Origin of the sequence: Duganella lactea, from assembly GCF_009857505.1 — a bacterium.
Classification (GTDB): domain Bacteria; phylum Pseudomonadota; class Gammaproteobacteria; order Burkholderiales; family Burkholderiaceae_D; genus Rugamonas; species Rugamonas lactea.
This window is the reverse complement of record NZ_WWCP01000002.1, coordinates 218,486-244,846: the sequence shown is the minus strand read 5'-3', so window position 1 is coordinate 244,846 and position 26,361 is coordinate 218,486. Positions and strand designations below refer to the sequence as shown.

The window sequence follows — 26,361 nt, the reverse complement described above, 5'->3', positions numbered from 1 at the left end:
GATGAAATATTCGATCACATTGCTGACCGCTCTGTGTTCGCTGAGCGTGGCTGCCCAGGCAGCCACCACCAGCGCGCGCTTTGAGCATTACAGTTACGCCGGCAAGGCATTGGAGCCGGCGTCGCCCAAGCCGGGGGAGTTCGTCAACCCGATCCTGGCCGGCTACTTCCCGGACCCGTCCGTGACGCGGGTCGGCGACGACTACTACCTGGTCAATTCCTCGTTCACCAATTTCCCCGGACTGCCGCTGATGCATTCCAGGGATCTGGTGACGTGGACCCAGATCGGCAACGCGCTGGACCGGCCGGAGCAGGTCGACTTCAGCGGCCGGCGCGGCTCGCAAGGCATTTACGCGCCGGACATCTCCCACCATGACGGCGTGTACTACATCATCACCACCTGCGCCGCCTGCGTGGGGGAGGTCAACAACTTCATCATCACCGCCACCAATCCGGCCGGACCCTGGTCCAAGCCGGTGACGGTCAAGGGGCTGAACGGGATCGATCCGTCGATCTTCTGGGATGAGGGCAAGGCCTGGATCGTCCACAACGACGCGCCGCAAGGCACGCCGCGCTACGACGGCCACCGCGCCATCTACCTGACCGAGCTCGATCCAGCCACGCTGCAGCTGAAAGGCAAGCCGCAGGTGATCGTCGACGGCGGCGTCAAGCCGGCCGCCAATCCGATCTGGATCGAAGGTCCGCATCTGCTGAAGAAAGACGGCTATTACTACCTGATCTGCGCCGAGGGTGGCACCGGGGATAACCACTCCGAGGTCGTGTTCCGTTCGCGCGACATTCGCGGCCCTTATCTGCCGGGGCCGGTCAATCCGATCCTGACCCAGCGCGACCTCGATCCCAAGCGCCCCAATCCGGTCACCACCGCCGGTCACGCCAAGTTCGTGCAGACCCAGAACGGCGACTGGTGGGCGGTGTTCCTGGCCACGCGGCCGTATCCCGGCAATATGTACAACATCGGCCGCGACACCTTCCTGCTGCCGGTGCAGTGGCGCGACGGCTGGCCGATGATCCTGGAGCAGGGCAAGACCGTGCCGTACACGCTGCCCAAGCCGAAGTTGCCCGCGCAAGCGGCGGCGACGCCGCCGATGAACGGCAACTTCAGCTACGTGGACGAGTTCGACCGGCCGTTGTCGCCGGCCTGGATCGGCGTGCGCACGCCGCGCACGCCGTTCTACAAGGTGGAGCAGGGCGCGCTGGTGCTGACCTCGGGCCAGCCGCTGGGCGATCTGGCCGGCGTGCCGGCCTTCATCGGCCGTCGTCAACAGCATCACGACGCGATCGTCTCGACCGTGGTGAACTACGCGCCACGGCACGATGGCGAGCGCGCCGGCCTGGTGGCGATGCAGAACGACGCCGCCTATGTCTTCCTCGGCGTCAGTCAGCTACAGGGCAAGCCATCGGTGGTGCTGTATAAGACCGAGGCGGGCAAGGAGACCTTGCTGGCTTCCGCTCCGGTCAGCGATGCGCGGGTGGAGTTGATCATGGAGATGCACGGTGGCCGCTCGGCCTACAGCTACCGCAGCGGTGGTCAGCTGCGCTCGCTGCAGTCCGATGTCGACGTGACCTTCCTGTCCACGCAGAAGGCCAAGGGCTTTGTCGGCGTGGTGATCGGGCCATATGTGCAGGCTGCGGAAACGCCGTGAGGCGTTGCCGTTGGCTTTAATGACCTGGTGACAGCAGCGCGGCGTTGCCCCACGAGACAGGTAACTGCTCGTTGTCGCCCGCCGTGCTGCGCGCCACCAGTTCAACGATCTTCACGCCCTGCACGTTGGCGCTCAGCGGCTGGGCCGGCTGGCCCCAGCGCAGCGGCTTGCTGCGCGACAGCAGCTTGCCGTCGCCATAGATCATGAAGGTCACCGCGCCATTGCGATCGCGCGCGGAATCGTCCACACCGACCTCGGCCGTCAGGCGGCCATAGCCCTTGTTCCGCACCTCCAGCCGCGAGTTGGCCAGCACGCCGACACCTGCCGCGTAGCCGGCGCCGCCGATGTGCAGCGTCTGACCATACGGCGTGCTGTCGGCGCGCGCGCCGCCCCAGCCGGCATACATCGGCCGCTCGCCGGCGCCCTTGGTGCCCGACCAGCCGGCCGACGAACGGAAGATGGACGGATCGGGTTGCGGCCGGGTCACGCCATCGACCGCCGGATTCACGCTGCCCGGCTGTTCCGACAAGTACACGCCATGCGCCAGCGTTCGCTCGCCATGGACGCGGAACACGCGCGTCTCGCGCGGCGCCACACGCAGCTTGGTGGCGCCGGTGAAGGTGCTGTCGGCCTTGGCCCACAGATCGGTCAGCGTGACCGGCGCGTCCTTGCGTAATTTGAGGTGCTCGGCGGTCAGGTCGGCGTCGATCGGGGCCAGTCCGCGGTTGAAGATGGCCACCGCCTTGTCGCCCGAGTCCAGCTGCTTGACCAGGATGGCGAGGTCGTCGGCGTCATAGGCCAGCGTGGCCTGGTTGCCGGCCGGGTCCTGGTTCAGCGCGATGATGTCGGCGTTGCCGACGATCTCCATCAGCGCCGGCGCCGTGCTGCGCAGGTCGGCGCCCAGCATCAGCGGCGCGTTGAGCATGGCCCACAGCGTGAAGTGTGAACGCGCCTCGGTCAGGTGGCCGGCGTCGAAATCGCCTTTGCCGATGAACAGCATGTCGGGATCGTTCCAGCTGCCCGGATGGGCATACAGTTCGCGCCGCACCGCGCTGTCGAAATTGGTCAGCATGCGGGTCCAGGCGGGCGTGATGTCATCGCTGGTGCGCGACAGGCTGCCGTAGTCCTTGCCCCAGGCGCGCACATTGGCGGCGCCCCACACGCACAGCGACAGCAGGAAATCGCCGTCGGGGTTGTGGCGCAGCAGTGCCGCGTTGATCTCCTTGAACTCCGCCTGCACCGCCGCGATGTCGGAGCGGTTGACCGATTGCAGGTCGAGCACCGGCGGCAGCGCGCGGAATTCGCCGGCGCGCACCTTGGGACTGTTGGCGCCATAGGCGCGCAAGCCGCAGCCGTCCACCTTGATGAAGTCGAAGCCCCAGTCAGCGAAGTACAGCGCGATGTCCTGATCGATATGGCCGTACAGGCCCACCTCGCGTTCCGCCACGCTGCCTTGCGGCAGGTCGGTCTTGTCGGGCGAGTACGCCTGCGAGCAGGTGTTGCGACCCAGGTCGGAGTAGATGCCCGCCTTAAGGCCCATCGCGTGCAGCTTGTCGGTGAACGGACGGAAGCTGCTGCGCTGGTCGCTGGTGGAGGAGGGGAAGCGGTCGGGACGGATGATCAGGCGGCCGTCTGTCTGCTGGCGCCGGATGGCCCAGCCGTCATCGATATTGATGTAGCGGTAGCCCTTGGCGGCCAGGCCGCTGTCGACGATGCGCTGCGCCGAACCGAGCACCTTGGCCTCGTCGATATCGGTGCCGAAAGCGTTCCAGCTGCTCCAGCCCATCGGCGGCGTGGCCGCGCGGCCGATGCTGTAGGCGCTCCAGCGCGCGCTCGGCGCCAGCGGGTCGCCGGTGGCGGCCGATGTCGCCGCGGTCGCGGCCTGGCCGAGAAAGGCGCACATCAGCAGCGCCGGCATCAGTTTGATTTTGCTTTGCATAAGGACTCCGTGCCTTTCGCTCATTGCGCCGGCGGCGGCAGCGTGACACCGGCGCTGGTTTGCACCACCGGCTTCATGGTGCCGTCGGCGTTGTATTGAAGATGTTCCACCGTGACCGCGCGGCGGCCGATGGCGCCGTTCATGTCGCCGATCGCCAGCGTGGCGTTGTGCAGGAACAGATACCAGTTGTCCTTGAACTGGACGATGCCGGGATGGATCGTGAAGCTGTACTTGCCGGAGCCGGTCAGCAGGCCGCGATACGTCCACGGGCCGGTGATCGAAGGCGCGGTCGAATAGGAAACGTGTTCGTCGCGCTGCGTGCCACGGTCCAGCGATGCGTAGGTCAGATAGTACATATTGCCGCGCTTGTGCAGCCACGGGCCTTCCTCGAAGTGGGGCGGGGTGATCTCCTGGATCGGGCCGTCCAGCTCGATCATATTGGGCTTCAGCTTGGCGATGTAGCACTGGCGATTACCCCACGCCAGCCAGGTGGTGCCGTCATCGTCGGTGAAGACGGTCGGATCGATGTCCTCCCAGCTGTGCGTGCCTTTCGGCGTCATCTGGTTGGTCACCAGCGCCGCGCCGCGCGCGTCGACGAAGGGGCCGGTCGGCTTGTCCGAGACGGCCACCGCGATGGCCTTGCCCGGATGGGTGGCGTCGTGCTCGACCGCCGCGTAGAAGTAGAACTTGCCGTTCTTTTCAATCGTTTGCGAGGCCCAGGCGTCGGCCTTGGCCCATTTGAAGTCCTTGACGTTCATGATCGGCCCGTGCGGGGTCCAGGTGCGCATGTCCTTGGTGGAGTAGACCAGCCACTCGCGCATATTGAACATCTGGTCGCGCTGCGCCTCGTCGTGGCCGACGTACAGGTACAGGGTGTCGCCGACCACCAGCGGCGCCGGGTCGGCGGTGAACTTGTCGCGGATGATGGGGTTGGCGCCGGGGGCGTCGGCGGCCCGCGCGAGCGGCGGCAGGGTCGTGGTCAACAGGCACAGCGAGGCGAGCGCCAGCAGTCGGCGCCGACGATACGTGATTTGCATTGTGTCTCCAGATATTGGTTTTGACAATGTTATGACGACCGCGCCGCGAAGCTGATCACTTTTTAGGGGTGATCGATACCGAAAGCAGTATGGCGGCGCAGGGCGTGATATGTGCGCCAACGAACGTAGCTAGCACATTTCAATTCAGAAAGCTATTAGACTTCCCCGTAATTTTACGGTATAATTGATGTAAATTTACAACAAACGTCGTCAGTAGCACCTCTGAAGCGGGCCTTGCGTCCGCGCTTTCCATGCGTGGCTAAAAGTCCTGCGACCCAGCCTCTTTTAGCACGCACACGACACTTTGGTATAGGCCGGCACGCCTGCCGGTCATTCGTGTCTACCCTGTCCGCCACTTGCGCGCGCCCGATCGCGCCATGGCAGCGCCGACAGGGTTCGCTGATTCCCATCGCCAGCCTGCGGCCGGCCGGGTCTCAATCCATTCGTCAAATCGAAGGAGAACCACAACGTGGCTAAACAAATTATTATCGACCATGTCTTCAAAGTCTTCGGCGATCAGCCTGAAGAGGCGCTGGCGCTCGTCCGCCAGGGCGCCAGCAAGCAAGACATTCTGGCCAAGACCGGCTGCACCATCGGCGTGTTCGACGCCACCCTGACCATTGATGCAGGCGAGGTGTTCGTCATCATGGGTCTGTCCGGCTCGGGTAAATCGACGCTGGTGCGCATGTTGAACCGGCTGATCGAGCCGACCGACGGCCGCATCCTGATCGACGGCAACGACATCAACACGCTGCCCGACGCGCAACTGCGCGCGCTGCGCCGCAAGGACATCAGCATGGTGTTCCAGTCGTTCGCGCTGCTGCCGCAACTGACCGTGCTCGACAACACCGCCTTTGGCATGGAACTGGCCGGCATGTCGAAGGCCGAGCGTCACGAGCAGGCCCGCCAGGCGCTGGAGCAGGTCGGCTTGGCCGCCTACGCCGGCAGCTATCCCGATGAACTGTCCGGCGGCATGCAGCAGCGGGTGGGCCTGGCGCGCGCGCTGGCCTGCGATCCGTCGATCTTGCTGATGGACGAGGCGTTTTCCGCGCTCGATCCGATCATGCGCACTGAAATGCAGTCGGAAATCCTGCGCCTGCAGCAGATCAAGCGCCGCACCATCGTCTTCATTTCGCACGACCTCGACGAGGCCATGCGCATCGGCGACCGCATCGCGATCATGAAAGATGGTCACGTGGTGCAAGTGGGCACGCCGGAAGAAATCCTGCGCAAGCCCGCCAACGATTACGTCCGCAGCTTTGTGCGCGGGGTGGATGCGGCGGCGGTGTTCAAGGCCGGCGATATCGCCCGCAAGAGCCAGATCGTGGTGTCGGAGTCGCCGACCCGTGGCGCCCGGGCGGCACTGTCGATGCTGGAGGATCAGGACCGCAGCTACGGTTACGTGGTTGATCCGAAACGCAAGTTCCTCGGCGTGGTGTCGGCCGATTCGCTGCGCAGCGCGCTGGACGGCCATACCGGTCCGTTGGGACTGGCGCACGCCTTCCTGCCGGAGGTGCGGTCGATCAATGTGGACGCGCCGGTCGCCGGCCTGCTCGGCCAGGTGGCGCAATTGCCTTACGCCGTCCCGGTAGTGGCCAACGACGGCAGCTTCCACGGCGCCATCAGCCGCACCACGTTGCTGAAGTTCCTCGACCCGAATACGCCGCCCATCGCTGAACCACAAAAACAGAAAGGACACGCATGAATCCGAATGCCGTAACCACAGCGGAAGCGACGGCGGAACCCGTCGCCCAGACCAACCCCTGGCTGCCGACGCCGCCAAGCGACACCTCGTGGCTGGACGCCGCCAAGCCTGCCGCGGCGCCCGAGCACGCCAGCGGCCTGCAGCACATCATGGATGGCGGCCTGCCGCTGGAATCCTGGATCAATCAGGGGCTGGGCTGGGTGGTCGCGCATTTTCGTCCCTTCTTCCAGACCGTGCGCGCGCCGATCGACGCCACGCTGACCGGCGTCGGCGACTTGCTGATGGCGGTGCCATCGATGACGCTGATCGCCATCATCGGCCTGCTGGCCTGGCAGTTCACCAGCCGCGCGCTGGCCGTCGGCACCGTGGCGGCGCTGCTGGTCGTGTCGGCGCTGGGCGTGTGGCCGGAGGCGATGGTCACGCTGTCGCTGGTGCTGACTTCGCTTGCCTTCTGCCTGCTGATCGGCCTGCCGCTGGGGATCTTCCTGGCCAGCAGCGACCGCGCGCAAAACATCCTGCGTCCGCTGCTGGACGCCATGCAGACCACGCCCGCCTTTGTGTATCTGGTGCCGGTGGTAATGCTGTTTGGTATCGGCAACGCACCGGGCGTGATCGTGACCATCATCTTCGCGCTGCCGCCGCTGGTGCGCCTGACCAACCTGGGCATCCGTCAGGTGCGTCCTGATCTGATCGAGGCGGCGCGCGCCTATGGCGCCTCGCCGTGGCAGTTGCTGAGCCGCGTGCAGTTGCCGCTGGCCATGCCGTCCATCATGGCCGGCATCAACCAGTCGCTGATGCTGTCGCTGTCGATGGTGGTGATCGCCTCGATGATCGCGGTGGGCGGTCTCGGCCAGATGGTGCTGCGCGGTATCGGCCGTCTGGACATGGGCCTGGCCACCGTCGGCGGCCTGGGCATCGTGCTGCTGGCCATCACGCTGGACCGTCTGACGCAGGCGATGGGCCAGCCGCGTCGCGGCGTGCGCCATTGGTATCAAACCGGCCCGGTGGGTATCGTGCTGCGGCTGGTGCGCCGTGGCGCGGCGCACGGTGAAACCGCCGCCCCCGCCAAACCTCTCACCACACAATAACAAGAAAGGAACCCGATGGATAGGATCAAACAATTTAAGGCGACGTACAAGTCGCAACGCAAGCGGCATTGGATCGTCGCGCTGGCGCTGGCCGTGCTGGCGCTGACCACCGGTCTCGCCATGGCGCAGACGCCGGCGGCCGGGCTGCCCGGCAAGGGCGTCAAGGTGCAAGCGCTGCAAAGCTCGCTTGCCGAGGAAACCTTCCAGACCATGCTGGTGGATCGCGCGCTGGAAAAGCTGGGCTATGAGCCGCAGCCGATCAAGGAAGTCGAATACCCGACCGCGCACATCGCCGTCGCCAATGGTGACGCGACCTTCCTCGCGGTGCACTGGGACCCGCTGCACAAGGACTATTACGAGCACGCCGGCGGCGACGCCAAGCTGATACGCGTTGGCGCGTATGCCGGTCCGGCCGCGCAAGGCTATCTGATCGACAAGGCCACGGCCGATCGCTACAACATCCGCAATATCGAGCAGTTGCGCGATCCCGGCCTGGCCAAGCTGTTCGATCACGACGGCGACGGCAAGGCCGACCTGACCGGCTGCAATCCGGGCTGGGGCTGCGAGGCCATGATCGAAAACCATCTGGATGCCTACCAGCTGCGCGGGACGGTCAAGCATGTGCAGGGCAGCTACGCGGCGCTGATGGCCGACACCATCGGCCGCTACAAGCGCGGCGAGCCCATCCTGTATTACACGTGGACGCCGTACTGGGTCAGCGGGGTGCTGGTGCCGGGCAAGGATGTGGTGTGGCTGCAGGTGCCGTTCTCGTCGACGCCGGATCACGCCAACACCAAGCTTGACGACGGCAGCGACTATGGTTTCGCGGTGAGCACGACGCGCATTGTGGTCAACCGCGCGTGGGCGGAGAAGAATCCGGCGGCGGTCCGGCTGTTTGAGGTGATGCGCTTGCCGATCGCCGACATCAACGCCCAAAACGAGCGCATGCGCGATGGCGAGAATACGCAGGAAGACATCGCCCGCCATGTGGCGGGCTGGATCAAATACCACCAGCCGCTGTTCGATAGCTGGATCGAACAGGCGCTGGCGGCCAAATCCTGAGTTTTACAACGCCATATCAGGTACTTTTTTCACCACGCCTGGCTTCTCGGTGGTGGCACCAGCCGGCACGAAGTTGTCCAGGCTTGGCGAGGCGATCGTCAGTTGCAGCGTTTCGGCGGTGGTGGCCCATTCGTTAGCCAGCAACTCCGGATGCTCATTGAGCTTTTTGCCGTAGGTCGGCACGATCTCGCGGATCTTGTCCTGCCAGGCGGACGTCTTGATGCGGTCCGGGAAGACTTTTTCCAGTAGCGACAGCATGATCGCCGGCGAGGTCGAGCCGCCCGGCGAGGCGCCCAGCAGCGCCGACACCGAACGGTCCGCCGACACCACGACCTCGGTGCCCAGCTTCAGCACGCCGCCCTGGCCTGGGATGTTCTTGATGATCTGCACCCGCTGGCCGGCCTGCCACAGGCGCCAGTCGCCGTCCTTGGCCTCGGGCATGTAGTGGCGCAGCGCCGCCATTTTCTCTTCCTTCGACAGTTCCAGCTGTTGCGCCAGATATTTCACCAGCGCGAATTCGTGCATGCCGACCTGCAGCTGCGGAATGATGTTGGACGGCGTCGTCGCCTTCGCGATATCGAAGTAGGAACCGTTCTTCAGATACTTGCTGGACCAGGTGGCGAACGGGCCGAACAGCAGCACGGTTTTGCCATCCAGCACGCGGGTATCCAGGTGCGGCACCGACATCGGTGGCGAGCCGGTATCGGCCAGGCCGTACACCTTGGCCAGGTGGCGCGAGGTCACTTCCGGATTCTCGGTGACCAGGAATTCGCCGCCGACCGGGAAGCCGCCATACTGCTTCGCCTCGGGAATGCCCGACAACTGCAGCAGCGGCAGCGCCGCGCCGCCGGCGCCGATGAAGATGCGGCCCGCGTCCACCGTCTGGATCTTGGATTTGTCGTTGATGTCGAACGCCGACACGCGCCAGCTGCCGTCGTCGTTGCGGGTGATCGAGCGCACTTCATAGCCGGTCGAAATCTTGACGCCGGCGCGTTCGCCGAGGTGCTGGTAGAACTGGCGGGTGATCGCGCCCAGGTTGACGTCGGTGCCCAGCGGCGAGCGCGTGGCGGTGACCACGTCATCGGCCTTGCGGCCTTCCATCATGATCGGAATCCATTCCTTGATCTTGACCGGGTCGGTGCTCATTTCCATGCCGGCGAACAGCGGCGAGGCCTTCAGCGCCTCGACACGCTTGCGGATGAACTCGCGGTTTTCCGTGCCGAACACCAGGTTCATGTGCGGCGTCGAATTGATGAAGTCGCGCGGATTGCCCAGCACGCCCTTGCGCACCTGGTGCGACCAGAACTGGCGCGAAATCTGGAAACTCTCGTTGATCTCGACCGCCTTGCTGATCTGCACTTTGCCCTGGTCGTCCATCGGCGTGTAGTTCAGTTCGCAGAGCGCCGAGTGGCCGGTGCCGGCGTTGTTCCAGCCGTTGGAGCTTTCTTCGGCCACCTTGTCCAGACGCTCGAACACCTCGAAGGTCCAACCCGGTTCCAGTTCGGCCAGGTAGACACCCAGCGTCGCGCTCATGATGCCGCCGCCGATCAGCAGCACGTCAACCTTGCGGTCGGCCTTGTCGGCGCGGAACTGGCCGCCGAACAGCGCCGAGTAGCCACCCCATACGGCCGCGGCGCCGACTGCCGCGCCAATGAACTTGCGCCGGGAGAAGCGCTTGCCTTTGGCGTCCACGGACGCATTGTTGTTTGGTTGACTCATGAAAATTATCCTCTTAATGAAAAGTATAGCGGTGCTGGCGCAGCGCTCAATGGCAGGCAATGTTGCTCTTCATGCACGTGGGGTGGCGGCACACATTTGCCTTGGTGCAATTGTCTCGGCGGGATCATAGTGTAGATTACTTGATTTAGACTATTGTGGATATCCGAAATTTTGTGTAGGTCAAGCGCTGGCGGCGGCGGGGCGGCGCCTTACGGTACACTGCGGACATGACTACAACCAACATACCGGCGCCCGGCGCTGTTCCGGGTGGCCGCATGCATCAATTGCGCTTCGACCTGAGCGATCTGCAAGCGATGGTCGCGGTGGTCGACAAGGGCGGTTTCCGCGCGGCGGCGCAGGCGCTGCATTTGTCGCAGCCGGCGCTGTCGCGGCGCATCGCCAAGCTGGAAGAGGCGCTCAATGTGCAACTGTTCGAGCGCAGTACGCGGCGCGTGGCGCTGACGCTGGTCGGGCGCGAGTTCTTCCTCAAGGCGGTCGAGATTCTGGAGAATGTGGAACGCTCGCTGCACAAGATCAGTGATATTTCGCTGACCCACTTCGGCCAGGTGACCATCGCCTGCGTGCCGTCGGTGGCGCACCACGTGCTGCCGCCCATCCTGCAGCGCTTCAACGCCGCCTTGCCGGGCATCCGCATCCGCGTGGCCGACGAGGGCGCGCACGAGGTGCTGACGATGGTGGCGCGTGGCGACGCTGATTTCGGCATCAACTTCCTGGGCGCCGGCGCGCCCGGCATCGATTTCGAGCCGGTGATCCGCGAGCAGTTCGTGCTGGCCTGTCCGCCGTCGCATCCGCTGGCCGGCAAGCGCGCGGTCAGCTGGGAGGACATCGGCCGCTATCCCTACATGACGGTGGCCAAGTCGAGCGGCAACCGCAAGGTGCTCGACGATGCGATGGCGCCGTCCGAGTGGCGGCCGCAGTCGTACATCGAGGTGCGCCATGTGTCGACGCTGATCGAGCTGGTGGCCGCCGGGCTGGGCGTGGCGGTGGTGCCGCAGATGGCGATGCCGGACGCGGCCAGGCTGCGGGCGGTGCCGCTGAAGGCGCCCGGCATCGTGCGCACGCTGGGCGTGATCCGTCGTACCGGCCGCATTTTCGCGCCGGCCGCGCAGCATTTGTACGAGGAGCTGAAGGCGGCGCTGGCGCGCGTTTGATGGACATGATTGATGTGTTTGGCGCATCAATCGCAAGAATCTTTGCATTTTACTTTATCAAACCGACTTCTGATAATGGGGATATAAGAACATCTGATTAGTAGGAGATCCCCCCATGAAAGTGCCTTCATATCGCGCATCCTGGCTGTCGCTGGCCTGCGTACTCAGCATTCCCGCCGTCCACGCCGAACCAGTACAGGTCATGAATTCGGGCGGCTTCTCAGCCGCCTACAAGGCATTGCAGCCCGAGTATGAACGCAGCAGTGGCGACACCCTCAGCACCGCCTGGGGGCCGTCGATGGGCGAGTCGCCGCAATCGATCCCGAACCGGCTGGCGCGCGGCGAGCCGGCCGACGTCGTCATCATGGTCGGCTACGCGCTGGACCGGCTGATCGCACAAGGCGTGGTCGATCCGGCCAGCCGCACCGACCTGGCCGATTCCCGTATCGGCATGGTGGTGCGCGCCGGCGCCTACGCGCCGGACATCTCCACCGTCGACGCGCTCAAGCAAGCCATGCTGCAGGCCGAGTCGATCGCCTATTCCGACAGCGCCAGCGGCGTCTACATCGAGCGCGAACTGCTGAAAAAGCTCGATATCGAGGCGGCCGTCAAGCCGAAGGCGCATATGGTGGAGAAAACCCCGGTCGGGCAACTGGTGGCGCAAGGCCGCTATGCGCTGGGCTTCCAGCAGGTCAGCGAACTGAAGCCGGTGGCCGGTGTGCAACTGGTCGGGCGTCTGCCGGAGGCGGTGCAGAGCGTGACCCGCTTCGCCGCCGGTGTGCCGTTCGCCGCCAAGCATCCGGAGGCCGGCCGCAAGCTGATTAAATTCCTCGCTTCGCCGCAGGCTCTGCCCGCGGTGGTCGCCAGCGGCATGGACCCGCTGCCCGGCCAATAAGTTTTTTCCATTCCAATGCCGCCGCCGTGCGGCAGAAAAGAGACTCAAATGACTGCCATTTCTAAAGCCTCGCCCTCGCGCGCAGGCATGGTGCTGCGTGTTACCAGCGGCAATTTCATGGAGATGTTCGACTTCTTCCTGTTCGGTTTCTACGCCACCGCCATCTCGCAGACCTTCTTCCCTTCCGATAACGAGGTCACCTCGCTGATGATGACGCTGATGACTTTCGGCGCCGGTTTCCTGATGCGTCCGCTGGGCGCGGTGATCCTCGGCGCCTATGTCGACCGGGTCGGCCGCCGCCGGGGTCTGATCGTCACGCTCGGGCTGATGGCGCTGGGCACCATCCTGATCGCCTGCGTGCCCGGCTACGCCACCATCGGCCTGCTGGCGCCGGCGCTGGTGCTGATCGGCCGCCTGCTGCAGGGCTTTTCCGCCGGTGCCGAACTCGGCGGCGTGTCGGTCTACCTGTCGGAAATGGCCACGCCCGGCAACAAGGGCTTCTATGTCAGCTGGCAGTCGGCCAGCCAGCAGGTGGCGATCATCGCCGCCGCCGGCCTGGGCTACGGCCTGAATCAGTACTTCAGCCCGGCGCAGATGAGCGAGTGGGGCTGGCGCATTCCGTTCTTCATCGGCTGCATGATCGTGCCGATCCTGTTCGTCATCCGCCGCACGCTGCAGGAAACCGAGGAATTCCAGCGCCGCAAGCACCGTCCCGACCTGCGCACCATTCTGCGTTCGATGCTGAACAACTGGGGGCTGGTGCTGGCCGGCACCATGCTGGTGGCGCTGACCACCGTGTCGTTCTACCTGATCACCATCTACACGCCGACCTTCGGCAAGGCGGTGCTCAAGCTCAGCACGACCGACAGCCTGATCGTGACGCTGTGTGTCGGCCTGTCGAACTTCTTCTGGTTGCCGGTGATGGGTTCGCTGTCGGACCGGATCGGCCGTCGCCCCTTGCTGCTGTGCTTTGCGCTGCTGGCCGCGCTGACCGCTTACCCGGCGCTGCACTGGCTGGTGCAGGCGCCGAGCTTCGGCCGTATGCTGACGGTCGAGCTGTGGCTGTCGTTCGTGTACGCCAGCTTCAACGGCGCGATGGTCGTGGCGCTGACCGAAGTCATGCCGGTCGAGGTGCGCACCACCGGCTTCTCGCTGGCCTATAGTCTGGCGACGGCGATCTTCGGCGGCTTCACGCCGGCCATCGCCACCACGCTGATCGACAAGTCCGGCGACAAGGCCTCGCCGGGCTGGTGGCTGACCTTCGCCGCCGTCTGCAGCCTGATGGCGACGCTTTACCTGTATCGCCAATACAGCAGCCGCCAGGCGGCGACGCCCAGTACTGTGGCGGGATAGTTTCGGCGGTGGAGGGCGGATGCGCACAATGTTGCCTCTGCTATATAATGAAAAGTAAACCGCCCCGGGCTTACTTTTTTCCGCCGACTTGCCAATGACTAATGCCAGCTCCTCCGCGCTCGTTCCCGAGCGCGGCAGTCCCCTGTCCTCGATTTTGCTGTTTGCCTTACCCGCGCTGGCGCTGACCAGCAAGAGTGGGTTGGGACTGGTGCAGTGCCTCATCCTGCTGGTGTTCCTGCGCTATCTGCCCGCCGTGGTGCGCGCCCATCTGCAACAATGGGGCGAGCTGCGCGAAGTGACGCTGGCGTTTTTCCTCTACTTCCTGATTTCGCTGCTGCGGCTGGTGCTGGATCATCAGCCGCTGCGCACGCTGGACGGACCGGCGCGGCTGTTGCTCGGCCTCAGCTGCATCGGCGTCATGTACTTTCTGCGGCCGCGCATCCGCTACTTCTGGCTGGGCCTGTGCATCACCACGATGGTGTCGGCGGCGGTGGCCAGCTGGCAGGTGTTCAGTGGCGAAATGACGCGCGCGGTCGGCTTCACCCATCACGAAATCACCTTCGGCGACCTGGCGTTGGCCTCGGGCCTGATGGCCGCTTGCGGCCTGGCGGTGTTCCGCGACCATCGGCTGGACAAGCTGAAATGGCTGCCGGTGGCGGCGTTGGTGTCGGGCTTGCTGGCTTCGGTGCTGTCCGGCGCGCGCGGCAGCTGGCTGGCGCTGCCGTTGCCGCTGGTGCTGGTGCCGTTGCTGACCTATGGCCGTCGTCTGTATGGCCGCCGCATCTATACCATCCTGGCGCTGGTGCTGGCGACGATGGTCCTCGCCTGCGTGATCCCCGCCACCGGCGTGGCGCGGCATGCTGAACTGGTGTACAGCGACATGCAGGCTTACCTCAACGGCGGCATCGCCAGCACCTCGGTCTCGATCCGGCTGGAGTTGTGGCGCGCCGCGTGGATGATGTTCGTCGAGCATCCATGGCTGGGTGTCGGGCGTGACAATTTTGACGCCGCGCTGCACGCGCTGGCCGCCGCCGGCCGCCTGCAACCGTCGCCGGCGCTGACCTTCAGCAGCGCCCAAAATGACCTGCTGCATTGCCTGGCCACCGGCGGCCTGCTGGACGCCTCGCTGCTGCTGATGATGTATCTGGCGCCGCTGCGCTACTTCACCAGCGAACTGCGGCGCCCGGATCAGGGCCAGCACAGCCTGGCGCTGGCCGGGCTGGTGCTGGTGACCGCCTTCATCGGCTTTGGCCTGACCGAGGCGATGTTCTGGCTGATGATGCCGAAGGTGTTTTACGTGATGATGGTGTGCAGCCTGATCGGCCTGTGCCTGGCGGTGCGCCACCGCGCGCCGACGCCACGCCGCATCCTCATCACCCGCACCGACAACATCGGTGACGTGGTGCTGACGCTGCCGCTGGCCGGCTATCTGAAGCAACTGTATCCGCAGGCGGAAATTGTGTTCCTGTGCCGGCTGTACGCGGCGGCCGTGGTGGCGCAGTGCCGCCATGTGGACCGGGTGCTGACGGTCGAGGAGCTGGGCAAGGACGTGGCGGCCAGCCTGCGTCAGACCGGTTGCGACACCGTGTTGTTCGCCTTCCCGCGGCGCGAACTGGCTTACGCCGCGCGCCGCGCCGGCATCGGCCGCCGGGTCGGCAGCGCGCGCCGCCTGTACCACTGGCTCACCTGTAATCGCCTGGTCAATTTCAGCAGTCCGTTGAAGCGTCTGCACGAGGCGCAACTGAGCTTCAAGCTGCTGCTGCCGCTGGGCGTGGACTACGAGCCGCCGCTGGGCGAGATCTGGAAGCTGTATGGCCTGAACACGCCACGCCATCCGGCCGCCGACGCCGTGCTGGCCGGCCCGCAATTCAAACTGATCCTGCATCCCAAGTCCAACGGCAATGGCCGCGAATGGCCGCTGGCCCACTACACCGAACTGGCACGCATGCTGGCCGACGATCCGGGCGTGCGCGTGCTGGTCACCGGCAGTCCGTCGGAAGGGCAGTTGCTGGCCGAGCAGGCGCCAGAACTGCTGGCCTTGCCGAACGTGGAAAACCTGTGCGGCAAGCTCGATCTGGCGGCCTTCACCGCGCTGATCGGCGGTTGCGACGGCCTGGTCGCCAGCGGCACCGGCCCGCTGCATTTGGCCGCCGCGCTGGGCCGTCCGGTGGTTGGCCTGTTCCCGCCGCTCAAGCCGATCGATCCGGCGCGCTGGGCCGCGCTGGGCGAGCGCGCCACCAATCTGGTGCGGCCGCAAGGCTGCGGCAACTGCGCCGATCCGGCCCAGTGCGGCTGCATGCTGGCGATCACGCCGCAGCAGGTGTTCGACGTGATTCGCGGCTGGCGCTAGCCGGCCTTATTTGGCGCCATTCATCGGCGGCCCGCAGTGCCGACGTTATCGTCGCCCAGCGGCGTCTCATTACTGAAACGCGGGCTGGGCGGCACGGCGAACGCGGTCACCGGGTCGGGGCGGCTCGGGTCGAAGTGGCCGTAGCCGTCGGCGATGAAAGCGGCGGCCGGCACGCCGGCCTGGCGCATTCCCGTCAGCACGGCCTGCGCCAACTCATAACTGCCGTAGTTGCTGTGGTGGGTATTGTCGATACGGCCTGGTTCGGGCTCGGCGAAGGCGCGCTGCGATAATGCCGGCCCCAGTGCTTCGTAAAACGGCTTGCTCATCGCGTTCAGGTCGATGAAGGCGACCTTCAATTCATCCGCCACCTGGCGCGCGGCGTCGGCATAATCGATCAGCGATGGCACGACCTTGCCGTGGCCGTCGAACCGGCGGCGTTCCATCGGCGAAATGATGACCGGCACGCCGCCATGCGCGCGAATGGCGGCCACGTGGGTGCGGATCTCTTCCTTGTAGGTGGTGAACGGGCCGCCTTTGCCGTCCTTGATCTGCTTCTGGTCATTGTGGCCGAACTGCATCAGCACCGTGTCGCCGTGGCGCATGGCGCTGAGGATCTTGTCGAGCCGGCGGCGCGCCAGCGCGTCGCGATAGGTTTCGCCGGATTCGCCATGGTTGGCGACGGCGATCCCTGGCTTGAGGAAGCGCGGCAGCATCTGCCCCCAGCTGTTGTACGGCTCGCCGGGCTGGTCGCAGACGGTGGAGTCGCCCAGCAGGAACAGCGTCGGCACCTGCGCCGGTGTGATGTCGATGGCGCGGATGGCCGGATGATCGCCATTGAATTCCAGCGTCAGGCGCCGATCCCAGGCCCAGGCTTCCTGCACGGTCTCGCGCGGTTCCTTGAGATCTACCTTGCCCGCCGCCACGCCGGCCACGGCGGGAATGCGTGGCGTGCGGAGATTGACGGTGAAGCTACGGATGACGCTGGCGCCGGGCGCGGTGGCCACCTGTTCCAGCATCAGCCGGCGCAGCTCGGCCTTGACGGTGGTGGTGGCGGCCTGCGCGCCACCCAGCGTGACCGTGACGTTGTAGTTGCCTTCCGGCAGATCGGCGGAGAAGAAGAACGGTTGGTCGCTGGTCAGGTAGGCGCCGCGCTTGCCGTCGGCTTCCGCGCGCACCGTCGCGCCGGACTCGAAGCCGAAACCGCGCGCGCGGTTGTATTGCATGTCCGGCGCCACCACGGTGCCGCCGGCGGATGGCCGCGCCGCGTCGAAGCTGAAATGCCAGGAGTCGGCGGCGTGCGCCGGCAATACTGCGCCCGCCAGCATCAAGGCCAGCAGCATCGGTTTCATCTGGTTCAATGGGGTGTCTCCACATGGCGAATTTTGAGTATCTGAATTCCGTCATGGCGTGTCAATTCCCCTTGCGCATGTAATCAGCATGACGATCAGTTTGCACGCATCTGGTGCCTTGCCGCACCACTGAAGTGCCGCCACCTGCCAAAGCGCCGCGAAAATGCCTGAAAAAGGCTGGCACAGCTTTTGCTGCACTAGATACCAACGAGAGGTGAGCCGACGTCGGTCGCGCACATCTTGAGATGGTGGCTAGGGTTCCGGCTGTGTACGCACAGCGCTGGTCCGAGAGCCGCCGGTTCCAGCCGCTACGCGGCGGGAGCTACACGGAGGGATAAAAGCCCGGGAGAACGATTACGCCATGTGATCGCTCACCTCCCGTTTTTGTCCAACCGAATGGAGCTCCTACATGCGCATCTCCCTCTACCACAGCATTCTTCGTCGCTCGCTGCTCACGTTGGCAGCTTTCAGTATCGCTTGCGCCGCTCCGGCGCGCGCGGAAATCAAGGTCGGCCTGTCCGACTGGCCGGGCTGGGTGGCCTGGTATGTCGCGGAGCAGCAAGGCTACTTCAAGCAGCACGGCGCCGATGTCAAGCTGGTCTGGTTCGGCAATTACACCGATTCGGTCGCCGCGCTGTCGGCCGGCCGCCTGGACGCCAACTCGCAAACCTGGTCCGACACCATGGCGCCGCTGGCGAAGAAGGTCGATATCAAGGCGGTGCTGGTGAACGACAACTCCGCCGGCAACGACGCGCTGATGGTCACGCCGAAGATCCGCTCATTCGCCGAGCTCAAGGGCAAGCGTATCGCGCTGGAGCAGTACAGCATTTCGCACTTCGTGCTGGCCACCGCGCTGTCCAAGAACGGTATGTCGATCAAGGATGTCAACGTTATCAACCTGTCGGCCGGCGATGCGGCGGCGGCCTTCATGGCCGGCCGCGTGGATGCGGCGGTGGTGTGGAATCCGTGGGTCAGCAAAATCGAAGGCAGCGGCAAGGGGCGGGCGCTGTTCACCTCGCGCGACATGCCGGGACTGATTCCCGACCTGCTGGTCGCCAACGGCAAGGCGCTGCGCGACCAGCGCAAGCGTCAGGAACTGGTCGGCATGATTCGCGCATGGTTCGATGCCGAGGCCTATATCCGCTCGCATCCGGACGAGGCGGTGAAGGTCATGGCGAAAGTGGTGGGCCTGAAGCCGGCTGAATACAAGGTGTTCCTGCCGGGCACCCGCTTCTTCGGCGCCAAGGAAAACACCGCCGCCTTCACGCCGTCGGCGCCGGAATCGCTGTTGTCTTCCGCGCCGGTTATCTACCGCTTCCTCAGCGAGAACAAGCTGATTAACGGGCCGGTGGACTACAGCACCGGCATCGACGCCTCGCTGCTGCAAGACGCGCTGAAAAAATGAAGCCGATGCGCAACGAACTGTCGGCCCAGCCCAAGCGCGTGCGCAACCGGCGCTCGCCGTGGGCGGTGCACGGCGAGCTGAGTGGACGCCTGCGCCTGCTGCTGGCCTGTGTCGGCTTCGCCGTGCCGCTGCTGGCATGGCTGCTGATCTCGGTGGAAGGCTGGGCCGATCCGGTGTTCTTGCCGCCACCATGGCAGGTGGCCGCGCAGGTCGCCGACTGGTATGGCGAGGGCGAACTGGTGGGCGACATCCTGGTCAGCATCAGCCGCGTGCTGGGCGGCTTTCTGCTGTCGGCGGTGATCGCTGTGCCGCTCGGCGTGCTGATCGCCACCTGCGCGCCGGTGCGCGCGCTGCTGGAGCCGCTGACCGAGTTCTCGCGCTATCTGCCAGCGGTGGCCTTCATTCCGCTGATCATGCTGTGGGTCGGCATTGACGAGAGCGCCAAGATCGCCGTCATCTGGGTCGGCGTGTTCTTCCAGATGGTGCTGATGATCGCCGAGGACGTGGTGCGGGTGCCGGCCGCGCCGGTCGAGGCGGCGCGCACCATGGGCGCCAGCAACGAGGAGATCATCCGGCATGTGCTGATTCCGGCGGCCAAGCCGGCCATGTTGACTACGCTGCGCTCGGCCATGTGCCTGGCGTGGACCTATCTGGTGGTGGCCGAACTGGTGGCCGCCAATTCGGGGCTGGGCTTTGCCATCCTGAAGGCGCAGCGCTTCCTGCAGACCGACCGCATCTTCACCGGCATCCTGCTGATTGCCCTGATCGGGCTGCTGACCGATCAGGGCTTCCGCTGGCTGCACCGGCGTTGTTTCCCCTGGTATCACCTGAGAGGATAAGCATGACACCCAAGATTGCCGTATGCGGCCTGGATAAATACTACGGCCGCGGGAAGGCGCGCACCCTGGCGTTGCAGCAGGTGGACCTGGACATCGCCCCCGGCGAGTTCGTCACGCTGGTCGGCGCCTCAGGCTGCGGCAAGTCGACGCTGCTGCGCACCATCGCCGGCCTGGAGGAATACGCGGATGGCACCATCCATTGCAACGGCAAGGATGTCGACGGTCCGGGGCCGGACCGCGCCATGGTGTTCCAGAGCTACAGCCTGTATCCGTGGCTGAGCGTCAGCGCGAATATCCGCTTTTGCCGCCGCCTGGCGCACCAGCGCGCCAGCAGCAGCAGCGAGATCGAAGTGGCCAGCGGCCGTGCCGACGCGCTGATCGACCTGATGGGACTGCGCCATGTGGTCGACGCGTATCCGGCGCAGCTGTCGGGCGGCATGCAGCAGCGCGTGGCGATCGCCCGCGCGCTGATGTCGCGGCCCGATGTGCTGCTGATGGACGAGCCGTTCGGCGCACTCGACGCGCAAACCCGGGAAGTGATGCACGACCTGATCCGCCACGTCTACCAGCTGGAAAAGACCACGGTGGTGTTCGTCACCCACGATGTGGAGGAGGCGATCTACCTCGGCCAGCGCGTGGTGGTGATGGCGCCGCATCCCGGCCGCATCGACGCCATCGTCGAGGTGCCGTTCGGCGCGCGGCGCGACCAGGACCTGAAGCTGGCGCCCGAGTTCCTGCAACTGAAGCGCCACATCCTGCAGCGCATCCGCGCGACCTCCGGCGTGCGCACCGACCTTGAACAACTCGAAAAACTGACCCGTACCGCATCAGAAGAAAGGAATGCCCGATGAACGCATTCGACCACGAAGCCACCGCCCACGCCGCCGCGCTGGCGCCCGATCTCGATCCCGCCCGCGTGCTGTGGACCGAACGTTTCCCCGGTGGCGCGCACTGGTCCTACCGCGCGCGGCGCGGCACCACGCTGCGCTTGATCGACGTCGACGGCGGCGCCAACGCCTCGGTGCTGCTGTACCGCGCCGACGAGCGCCTCGAACGCCTGAATATCCCCGATACACTGAAGGCGCAACACACCGCCCATCTGACCGCCGGCCATGTGCTGTATTCGGACATGGGCCGCATCCTGGCCTCGATCAGCCGCGACACGGTCGGCTGGCACGACCCGCTGTGCGGCGTGTCGGACGCCGACATGGTGCTGCGCCGCCATGGCGTGCAGCGCTATCAGGAGCACCGCAACGCCATGTACCGCAACGGCAAGGACAGCCTGCTGGTTGAAATGGGCAAATGGGGCCTGGGCCTGCGCGACTTCGTGCCCGGCGTGAACCTGTTCTCCAAGGTGGTGGTGGACGGCGACGGCGCGCTGCGCTTCGTGCCGCAACACACGAAGGCCGGCGACTTCGTCGAACTGCGCTGCGAAATGGACACGCTGGTGCTGATCTCGACCGCGCCGCATCCGCTCGATCCGCGCGCCGACTACGCGCCCGGCAAGGTGGCGCTGGTGGCGTGGGATTCCGGTCCGGCCGGCATGGACGACGCCTGCCGCCTGTCCTGCCCGGAGAATGGCCGCGGCTTCCAGAACACCGACATCATTTATCGCTAAGGAGACATCATGCACACGCTGAGCGAAAGCACGCTGGACGCGGCGCACGCGTTGTCCGACACCTATCTGCCGGCCGGCGAGCCATGGCTGCACCAGCTGAAACACGGCCAGACCATGCGCATCGTCGACCTGGAGGGCAACCAGGCGGTCGACACCATCTTCTACAACGCCGACGATAACGAGGAAAGCTACAGCGTCACCGACACGCTGCTGCGCCAGGGCGGCATCTACCTGTCGACCGGCTCGGTGCTGTATTCCAACCGTGGCCGTCCGATGCTGACCATCGTCGCCGACACTTGCGGCCGCCATGACACGCTGGGTGGCGCCTGCGCGGCCGAGAGCAACACGGTGCGGTATGCGCATCAGAAGAAGTTCATGCACAGCTGCCGTGATAACTACCTGCTGGCACTGGCCCACGCCGACATCGGCCTGGGCAAGCGCGACTTGGTGCCGAATGTCAATTTCTTCATGAACGTTCCGGTGACCGAGGACGGCAAGCTGACCTTCGAGGACGGTCTGTCGGCGCCCGGCAAGTACGTCGAACTGCGCGCCGAAATGGATGTCTGGGTACTGGTCTCCAACTGCCCGCAACTCAACAACCCATGCAATGCCTACAACCCGACTCCGGTGCGCTTTGTGATCTGGGACGCTAAAGAGGAACACCATGTTTGAAAAAATCCTGATTGCCAACCGTGGCGAGATCGCCTGCCGCGTGATCCGTACCGCGCGCCGCCTTGGCATCCGCACCGTGGCGATTTACTCGGAAGCCGATTTGGAGTCGCTGCACGTGCGTTTGGCGGACGAGGCGGTATGCGTTGGCCCGGCGCCGGCGGCGGAGAGCTATCTGCAGGCCGACAAGGTGCTGGAGGCGGCCCGCCGCACCGGCGCGCAGGCGATTCATCCGGGCTACGGCTTCATGAGCGAGAACGCGGCGTTCGCCGAAGCCTGCGCCGCGCACGGCATCGTCTTCATCGGCCCGACGCCGGCACAGATGCGCGCCTTCGGGCTGAAACACACGGCGCGCGAACTGGCGCAACGGGCCGACGTGCCGCTGCTGCCGGGCACCGGCCTGCTGGACAGCGTGGCGCAAGCGCAGGCCGCCGCGCAGCGTATCGGCTTCCCGGTGATGCTGAAGAGTACCGCCGGCGGCGGCGGCATCGGCATGCGCCTGTGCCATGACGCCAACGACCTGACATCGGCCTACGCGTCGGTGCGCCATCTGTCCGAGAACAACTTCAAGAACAGCGGCATCTATCTGGAAAAGTTCGTGCAGCGCGCGCGCCACGTCGAAGTGCAGATTTTCGGCGACGGCGCCGGCCAGGTGGTGTCGCTGGGCGAGCGCGATTGCTCGGTGCAGCGCCGCAACCAGAAGGTGATCGAGGAAACGCCGGCGCCTGGCTTGACGGATGGCACGCGCCAGGCATTGGCCGCCACCGCCGTGCGGCTGGGCAAGTCGCTCGGCTACCTGTCCGCTGGCACGGTGGAGTACGTGCTGGACGCCGATACCGGCGCCTTCTATTTCCTGGAGGTGAACACCCGGCTGCAGGTCGAGCATGGCGTGACCGAGGAGGTGTTCGGCGTCGATCTGGTGGAATGGATGATCCGCGCGGCGGCCGGCGGTTTCGCGCTGCCGGCGCAGGACCAACTGATCGCGCACGGCCACGCGATGCAACTGCGGGTCTACGCGGAAGACCCGGCGCGCGATTTCCAGCCATCGTCCGGCGTGTTGACGGCGGTCGAGTTCGCGCCCGGCCTGCGGGTGGACACCTGGGTGGAGCGCGGCATCACCGTCAGCCCGTATTACGATCCGCTGCTGGTCAAGCTCATCGTCAAGACCGATAGCCGCGCGGATTCGGTGGCCCGGCTGTCGGCCGCGCTGAAGCACACCCGCATCGACGGCATCGAGACTAATCTGTCGTATCTGGCACGGATTCTGGGTTATGGCGAGTTCGCCGCCGGCCGTCAGATCACGCAGATGCTGGCCGCGATGGACTTCCGGCCCGACACCGTGGAGGTGCTGGACGGCGGCATCCAGACCACGGTGCAGGATTATCCGGGCCGCATGGGCCTGTGGGCGGTTGGCATCCCGCCATCGGGGCCGATGGATTCGTACGCGCACCGCGTCGCCAACCATTTGCTGGGCAATGACGCTGGCGCGGCGACGCTGGAAATGACATTGCAGGGCGCCACGCTGCGCTTCAACACCGCCTGCACGGTGGCGTTGGCGGGCGCCGACCTGGGTGCCTTCGTCAGCACGCCGAGCGAGCGGCGCGAGCTGGCCAATTGGTCGCTGCATCATATCGGCGCCGGCGAGATCCTGCGCTTTGACGGCGCACGCGGCGCCGGCGTGCGGGCTTACGTGGCCTTCGCCGGCGGACTGGATGTGCCGCAATATCTGGGCAGCCGCGCCACCTTCACGCTGGGGCAGTTCGGCGGCCATGGCGGGCGGGCGCTGCGCGCCGGCGACATGCTCAAGCTCAAACCGGCGACGGCGTTGCCGTGCGCCTTGCCGGCGGCCGCGCTGCCGGCCTATGCGCATCACTGGGACATCGCGGTCCACTACGGCCCGCACGGCGCGCCGGACTTTTTCTCGGACGACGATGTGGCGATGTTCTTCGGCACCGACTGGCAGGTGCACTTCAACTCCAGCCGCACCGGCGTGCGCCTGGTCGGGCCGAAGCCGCAATGGGCGCGCACCGATGGCGGCGAGGCCGGGCTGCATCCGTCCAATATCCACGACAACGCCTATGCGATCGGCTCGATCGATTTCACCGGTGACATGCCGGTGATCCTTGGGCCGGACGGCCCAAGCCTGGGCGGCTTTGTCTGCCCGGCGGTGATCGTCTCGGCCGATTTGTGGAAGATGGGGCAGCTCAAGCCGGGCGACACGGTGCGTTTCGTGCGCGTTTCGCAGGAGGAAGCGGCGGCGCTGCGCGACGCGCTGGAGCAGGTGTTCGAGCAGACCGCGACCGCGCAGCCGCGGTGGACGCCGCCGGCGACGGCGGCCGGCCAGTCGCAGCCCGCCGTCGCCGGCAGTGCGCGGCTGGCGGACGGCACGCCGGTGGTGTTCCGCCGCGCCGGCGACGACTATCTGCTGGTGGAATTCGGCGAGCAGGTACTGGATATCAACTTGCGCTTCCGCATCCACGCGCTGATGCTGGCGCTGGAGGAGGCGCGCTTGACCGGCGTGATCGACCTGACGCCGGGCATACGCTCGTTGCAGGTCCACTTCGACCACCGCCGGCTGCCGGCCGCCGCGCTGATGGCGCGTCTCGGCGCTTTGGTGGTGGCGCAGGGGCCGGTGGAGGACATGGTGGTGCCATCGCGCATCGTCCATCTGCCGCTGGCGTGGAACGACACGCAAACCCGGCTGGCGATCCAGAAGTATGAAACCACGGTCCGCCCCGGCGCGCCATGGTGCCCGAGCAATATCGAATTCATTCAGCGCGTCAATGGCCTGGATAGCGTTCAGGATGTTTACGACGTGGTGTTTAACGCCAGCTACATGGTGCTCGGCCTCGGCGACGTTTATCTGGGCGCGCCGGTGGCCACGCCGGTCGATCCGCGTCACCGCCTGGTGACCACCAAGTACAACCCGGCGCGCACCTGGACGCCGGAAAACGCGGTCGGCATCGGCGGCGCCTACCTGTGCGTGTATGGCATGGAAGGACCGGGCGGCTACCAGTTCGTCGGCCGCACGGTGCAGATGTGGAACCGCTATCGCCAGACCGCCAGCTTCCGTGACAACAAGCCGTGGCTGCTGCGCTTCTTCGACCAGATCCGCTTCTACGAAGTCAGCGAGGAGCAGTTGCTGGAGCATCGGCGCGACTTCCCGCTGGGGCGTTTCGACGTCCGCATCGAGGACACCACCTTCTCGCTGGCCGATTACAACGCCTTCCTGCGGCGCGAGGCCGATTCGATTGCCCGCTTCAAGCAGCGGCAGCAGACCGCGTTCGAGGCGGAGCGCGAGCGTTGGCGCGTCAGCGGCCAGGCCGACTGGAGCGCCGAGGAGGCCGGTGGCGTGGAAGCCGGCGAGGCCGAGCTGCCAGCGGGCAGCCGCTACCTGTCGGCGGTGGTGCCAGGCAGTGTGTGGCAGATCGTGGCGCCGGCCGGCACCCAGGTGCGCGAGGGCGACACGCTGGCGATCCTGGAGTCGATGAAGATGGAAATCGCCCTCAAGGCCACCTGCGACGGCACCGTGGCCGAGTGGCTGGTGGGCGAGGGCAGGGCGGTGGCGGCAGGGCAGCATGTCGCGGTATTTAACATTCAACAACCTTGAAACGGAGAACAGCATGAAGATGAAGGCAATTACCTCGGCAGCCATTCTGAGTTTGCTCGCGGGCGCGGCCCTGGCGGACGACGCGACGCTGACCGGCCACGTCGACCTGACCAGCAAATATATCCTGCGCGGCATCAGCAGCACCTATGGCCCGAGCAAGCCGGGCACCGGCAATGCCAACGCCGACGCGCCGGAATCGGAACACCCGGTGTTGCAGTGGGGCGCGGACTGGACGCATCCGGATGGTTTCTACGCCGGCTACTGGGCCTCGCAGATCAACTATTCGTACCGCCAGTTGGGCAAGTCGTATGCCGACCGCAGCATCACCGACTTCCAGCATGACAAGTCGGTCGAAAACGACTTTTATGGCGGCTACAACGGCAAGCTGGGCGAAGTCGGTTACACGCTGGGCCTGACCGGCTACTATTACCTCAACGGCACAAACTCGAACGCGTTCGAGACCAAGCTGGGCATCAGCTATGGTCCGTTCAGCGCCGCCGCGCAAACCCTGCTGAAAGATGTCATCTGGGGCAACAAGGGCGATACCTACTGGACGCTGAACTACACCCAGCCGCTGCCGGCCGACATCACGTTCACCGCGTCGCTGGGCTACTACACGTACAAGAAGGAGGGCCGCTACCTGGGGTCCACCGACACCTTCGCCGGCCTGGCCTGCGGCGCCGGTACCAGCTTCCTCGTCAACGGCTGCTTCGCCGGCGGCACGCCGAAGTCGTCCGGCTTCCGCCATCTGGTGATCGGCTTCACCCAGCCGATCGGCAACAGCGGCTTTACCTGGGGCTTGCAGGGCTTGATCGGCGGCGACAACCGCTTTGGCGTGTCGCAGGACAGCCGCGTCAGCGGCACCCTCAGTTATGGATTCTAAGGAGC

The 26,361-nt window shown here is 65.5% G+C and carries 19 protein-coding genes and 1 riboswitch; of the genes, 15 read left to right on the top strand and 4 right to left on the bottom strand.

What is annotated here, in order from left to right; all coding sequences use genetic code 11:
- Position 1: 1 nt before the first annotated feature.
- Positions 2 to 1,663 carry a glycoside hydrolase family 43 protein gene (locus tag GTP44_RS03680; RefSeq protein ID WP_161018363.1) on the top strand — a complete coding sequence of 554 codons (1,662 nt, stop codon included), beginning with the start codon at positions 2 to 4 and terminating at the stop codon, positions 1,661 to 1,663.
- A 16-nt stretch (positions 1,664 to 1,679) separates the two neighbouring features.
- Here GTP44_RS03680 and GTP44_RS03675 read toward each other — a convergent pair whose 3' ends face one another.
- Both GTP44_RS03675 and GTP44_RS03670 read right to left on the bottom strand, forming a co-directional pair.
- Positions 1,680 to 3,602 (bottom strand): NPCBM/NEW2 domain-containing protein, encoded by a 1,923-nt coding sequence (locus GTP44_RS03675; RefSeq protein WP_202423965.1) that lies wholly within the window; start codon positions 3,600 to 3,602, stop codon positions 1,680 to 1,682.
- Between the two features lie 20 nt (positions 3,603 to 3,622).
- Positions 3,623 to 4,639: a glycoside hydrolase family 43 protein gene (locus GTP44_RS03670; RefSeq protein ID WP_161018362.1), complete on the bottom strand. Its 1,017-nt coding sequence runs from the start codon at positions 4,637 to 4,639 to the stop codon at positions 3,623 to 3,625.
- A gap of 469 nt (positions 4,640 to 5,108) precedes the next feature.
- Here GTP44_RS03670 and proV point away from each other — a divergent pair, with 469 nt between their 5' ends.
- Genes proV through proX form a run of 3 tightly spaced genes read left to right on the top strand, consistent with a single transcriptional unit; the run spans position 5,109 to position 8,494 of the window.
- Positions 5,109 to 6,344 carry a glycine betaine/L-proline ABC transporter ATP-binding protein ProV gene (gene proV, locus GTP44_RS03665; protein WP_161018361.1) on the top strand — a complete coding sequence of 412 codons (1,236 nt, stop codon included), beginning with the start codon at positions 5,109 to 5,111 and terminating at the stop codon, positions 6,342 to 6,344.
- Entirely contained in the window at positions 6,341 to 7,432 is a 1,092-nt protein-coding gene (proW, locus tag GTP44_RS03660; RefSeq protein ID WP_161018360.1) for a glycine betaine/L-proline ABC transporter permease ProW, read from the top strand. Before proV ends, proW begins: the two co-directional genes overlap by 4 nt.
- Before the next feature lie 15 nt (positions 7,433 to 7,447).
- Positions 7,448 to 8,494 carry a glycine betaine/L-proline ABC transporter substrate-binding protein ProX gene (gene proX / locus GTP44_RS03655; RefSeq protein WP_161018359.1) on the top strand — a complete coding sequence of 349 codons (1,047 nt, stop codon included), beginning with the start codon at positions 7,448 to 7,450 and terminating at the stop codon, positions 8,492 to 8,494.
- Between the two features lie 3 nt (positions 8,495 to 8,497).
- Here proX and mqo read toward each other — a convergent pair whose 3' ends face one another.
- Complete coding sequence (mqo, locus tag GTP44_RS03650; RefSeq protein WP_161018358.1) at positions 8,498 to 10,213, bottom strand: malate dehydrogenase (quinone); 1,716 nt, start codon at positions 10,211 to 10,213, stop codon at positions 8,498 to 8,500.
- 275 nt (positions 10,214 to 10,488) lie between these two features.
- On the opposite strand from mqo, the gene GTP44_RS03645 reads away from it, so the two are divergent.
- From GTP44_RS03645 to GTP44_RS03630, 4 genes are all read left to right on the top strand, one after another.
- Positions 10,489 to 11,385 carry a LysR family transcriptional regulator gene (locus tag GTP44_RS03645; RefSeq protein ID WP_160991150.1) on the top strand — a complete coding sequence of 299 codons (897 nt, stop codon included), beginning with the start codon at positions 10,489 to 10,491 and terminating at the stop codon, positions 11,383 to 11,385.
- A 115-nt stretch (positions 11,386 to 11,500) separates the two neighbouring features.
- Positions 11,501 to 12,280 carry a substrate-binding domain-containing protein gene (locus GTP44_RS03640; RefSeq protein WP_161018357.1) on the top strand — a complete coding sequence of 260 codons (780 nt, stop codon included), beginning with the start codon at positions 11,501 to 11,503 and terminating at the stop codon, positions 12,278 to 12,280.
- Positions 12,281 to 12,328: 48 nt separating this feature from the next.
- Positions 12,329 to 13,633, top strand: a complete 1,305-nt coding sequence (locus GTP44_RS03635) for an MFS transporter (RefSeq protein ID WP_161018356.1) — start codon at positions 12,329 to 12,331, stop codon at positions 13,631 to 13,633.
- A gap of 94 nt (positions 13,634 to 13,727) precedes the next feature.
- Positions 13,728 to 15,983, top strand: coding sequence for a glycosyltransferase family 9 protein (locus GTP44_RS03630; RefSeq protein WP_161018355.1), 2,256 nt, complete (start codon positions 13,728 to 13,730; stop codon positions 15,981 to 15,983).
- A gap of 20 nt (positions 15,984 to 16,003) precedes the next feature.
- Here GTP44_RS03630 and GTP44_RS03625 read toward each other — a convergent pair whose 3' ends face one another.
- Positions 16,004 to 17,332 (bottom strand): rhamnogalacturonan acetylesterase, encoded by a 1,329-nt coding sequence (locus GTP44_RS03625; protein WP_161018504.1) that lies wholly within the window; start codon positions 17,330 to 17,332, stop codon positions 16,004 to 16,006.
- 241 nt (positions 17,333 to 17,573) lie between these two features.
- A riboswitch (guanidine-I (ykkC/yxkD leader) is annotated at positions 17,574 to 17,683 on the top strand.
- Positions 17,684 to 17,741: 58 nt separating this feature from the next.
- Between GTP44_RS03625 and GTP44_RS03620 the strand changes: the two genes are divergently transcribed.
- From GTP44_RS03620 to GTP44_RS03590, 7 genes are read left to right on the top strand one after another with little or no spacing between them, the layout of a single operon-like run.
- Positions 17,742 to 18,737 carry an ABC transporter substrate-binding protein gene (locus GTP44_RS03620; protein ID WP_160991154.1) on the top strand — a complete coding sequence of 332 codons (996 nt, stop codon included), beginning with the start codon at positions 17,742 to 17,744 and terminating at the stop codon, positions 18,735 to 18,737.
- Positions 18,734 to 19,576, top strand: a complete 843-nt coding sequence (locus tag GTP44_RS03615) for an ABC transporter permease (RefSeq protein ID WP_229256762.1) — start codon at positions 18,734 to 18,736, stop codon at positions 19,574 to 19,576. Before GTP44_RS03620 ends, GTP44_RS03615 begins: the two co-directional genes overlap by 4 nt.
- A gap of 2 nt (positions 19,577 to 19,578) precedes the next feature.
- The gene (locus GTP44_RS03610; protein WP_161018354.1) at positions 19,579 to 20,427 is read left to right on the top strand and encodes an ABC transporter ATP-binding protein; all 849 of its coding nucleotides are present in this window, start codon (positions 19,579 to 19,581) and stop codon (positions 20,425 to 20,427) included.
- Positions 20,424 to 21,194, top strand: coding sequence for an urea amidolyase associated protein UAAP1 (locus GTP44_RS03605; RefSeq protein ID WP_161018353.1), 771 nt, complete (start codon positions 20,424 to 20,426; stop codon positions 21,192 to 21,194). Before GTP44_RS03610 ends, GTP44_RS03605 begins: the two co-directional genes overlap by 4 nt.
- 9 nt (positions 21,195 to 21,203) lie before the next feature.
- A complete protein-coding gene (locus tag GTP44_RS03600) occupies positions 21,204 to 21,866 on the top strand; it encodes an urea amidolyase associated protein UAAP2 (RefSeq protein WP_161018352.1) in 663 nt (220 codons plus the stop codon).
- Positions 21,859 to 25,473, top strand: coding sequence for an urea carboxylase (gene uca / locus GTP44_RS03595; RefSeq protein WP_161018351.1), 3,615 nt, complete (start codon positions 21,859 to 21,861; stop codon positions 25,471 to 25,473). Before GTP44_RS03600 ends, uca begins: the two co-directional genes overlap by 8 nt.
- A gap of 13 nt (positions 25,474 to 25,486) precedes the next feature.
- The gene (locus GTP44_RS03590; protein ID WP_161018350.1) at positions 25,487 to 26,356 is read left to right on the top strand and encodes a TorF family putative porin; all 870 of its coding nucleotides are present in this window, start codon (positions 25,487 to 25,489) and stop codon (positions 26,354 to 26,356) included.
- The last annotated feature ends 5 nt before the right edge of the window (positions 26,357 to 26,361 follow it).

Bases quoted from the DNA above. Each gene is read 5' to 3' on its own strand.
- GTP44_RS03630 (WP_161018355.1), top strand. From the start codon at position 13,728: ATGACTAATGCCAGCTCCTCCGCGCTCGTTCCCGAGCGCGGCAGTCCC.
- GTP44_RS03600 (WP_161018352.1), top strand. From the start codon at position 21,204: ATGCACACGCTGAGCGAAAGCACGCTGGACGCGGCGCACGCGTTGTCC.
- GTP44_RS03645 (WP_160991150.1), top strand. From the start codon at position 10,489: ATGCATCAATTGCGCTTCGACCTGAGCGATCTGCAAGCGATGGTCGCG.
- uca (WP_161018351.1), top strand. From the start codon at position 21,859: ATGTTTGAAAAAATCCTGATTGCCAACCGTGGCGAGATCGCCTGCCGC.
- GTP44_RS03675 (WP_202423965.1), bottom strand. From the start codon at position 3,602: ATGCAAAGCAAAATCAAACTGATGCCGGCGCTGCTGATGTGCGCCTTT.
- GTP44_RS03590 (WP_161018350.1), top strand. From the start codon at position 25,487: ATGAAGATGAAGGCAATTACCTCGGCAGCCATTCTGAGTTTGCTCGCG.
- proW (WP_161018360.1), top strand. From the start codon at position 6,341: ATGAATCCGAATGCCGTAACCACAGCGGAAGCGACGGCGGAACCCGTC.
- GTP44_RS03620 (WP_160991154.1), top strand. From the start codon at position 17,742: ATGCGCATCTCCCTCTACCACAGCATTCTTCGTCGCTCGCTGCTCACG.
- GTP44_RS03605 (WP_161018353.1), top strand. From the start codon at position 20,424: ATGAACGCATTCGACCACGAAGCCACCGCCCACGCCGCCGCGCTGGCG.
- GTP44_RS03625 (WP_161018504.1), bottom strand. From the start codon at position 17,332: ATGAAACCGATGCTGCTGGCCTTGATGCTGGCGGGCGCAGTATTGCCG.
- GTP44_RS03680 (WP_161018363.1), top strand. From the start codon at position 2: ATGAAATATTCGATCACATTGCTGACCGCTCTGTGTTCGCTGAGCGTG.
- mqo (WP_161018358.1), bottom strand. From the start codon at position 10,213: ATGAGTCAACCAAACAACAATGCGTCCGTGGACGCCAAAGGCAAGCGC.
- proX (WP_161018359.1), top strand. From the start codon at position 7,448: ATGGATAGGATCAAACAATTTAAGGCGACGTACAAGTCGCAACGCAAG.
- GTP44_RS03610 (WP_161018354.1), top strand. From the start codon at position 19,579: ATGACACCCAAGATTGCCGTATGCGGCCTGGATAAATACTACGGCCGC.
- GTP44_RS03615 (WP_229256762.1), top strand. From the start codon at position 18,734: ATGAAGCCGATGCGCAACGAACTGTCGGCCCAGCCCAAGCGCGTGCGC.
- GTP44_RS03635 (WP_161018356.1), top strand. From the start codon at position 12,329: ATGACTGCCATTTCTAAAGCCTCGCCCTCGCGCGCAGGCATGGTGCTG.
- GTP44_RS03670 (WP_161018362.1), bottom strand. From the start codon at position 4,639: ATGCAAATCACGTATCGTCGGCGCCGACTGCTGGCGCTCGCCTCGCTG.
- GTP44_RS03640 (WP_161018357.1), top strand. From the start codon at position 11,501: ATGAAAGTGCCTTCATATCGCGCATCCTGGCTGTCGCTGGCCTGCGTA.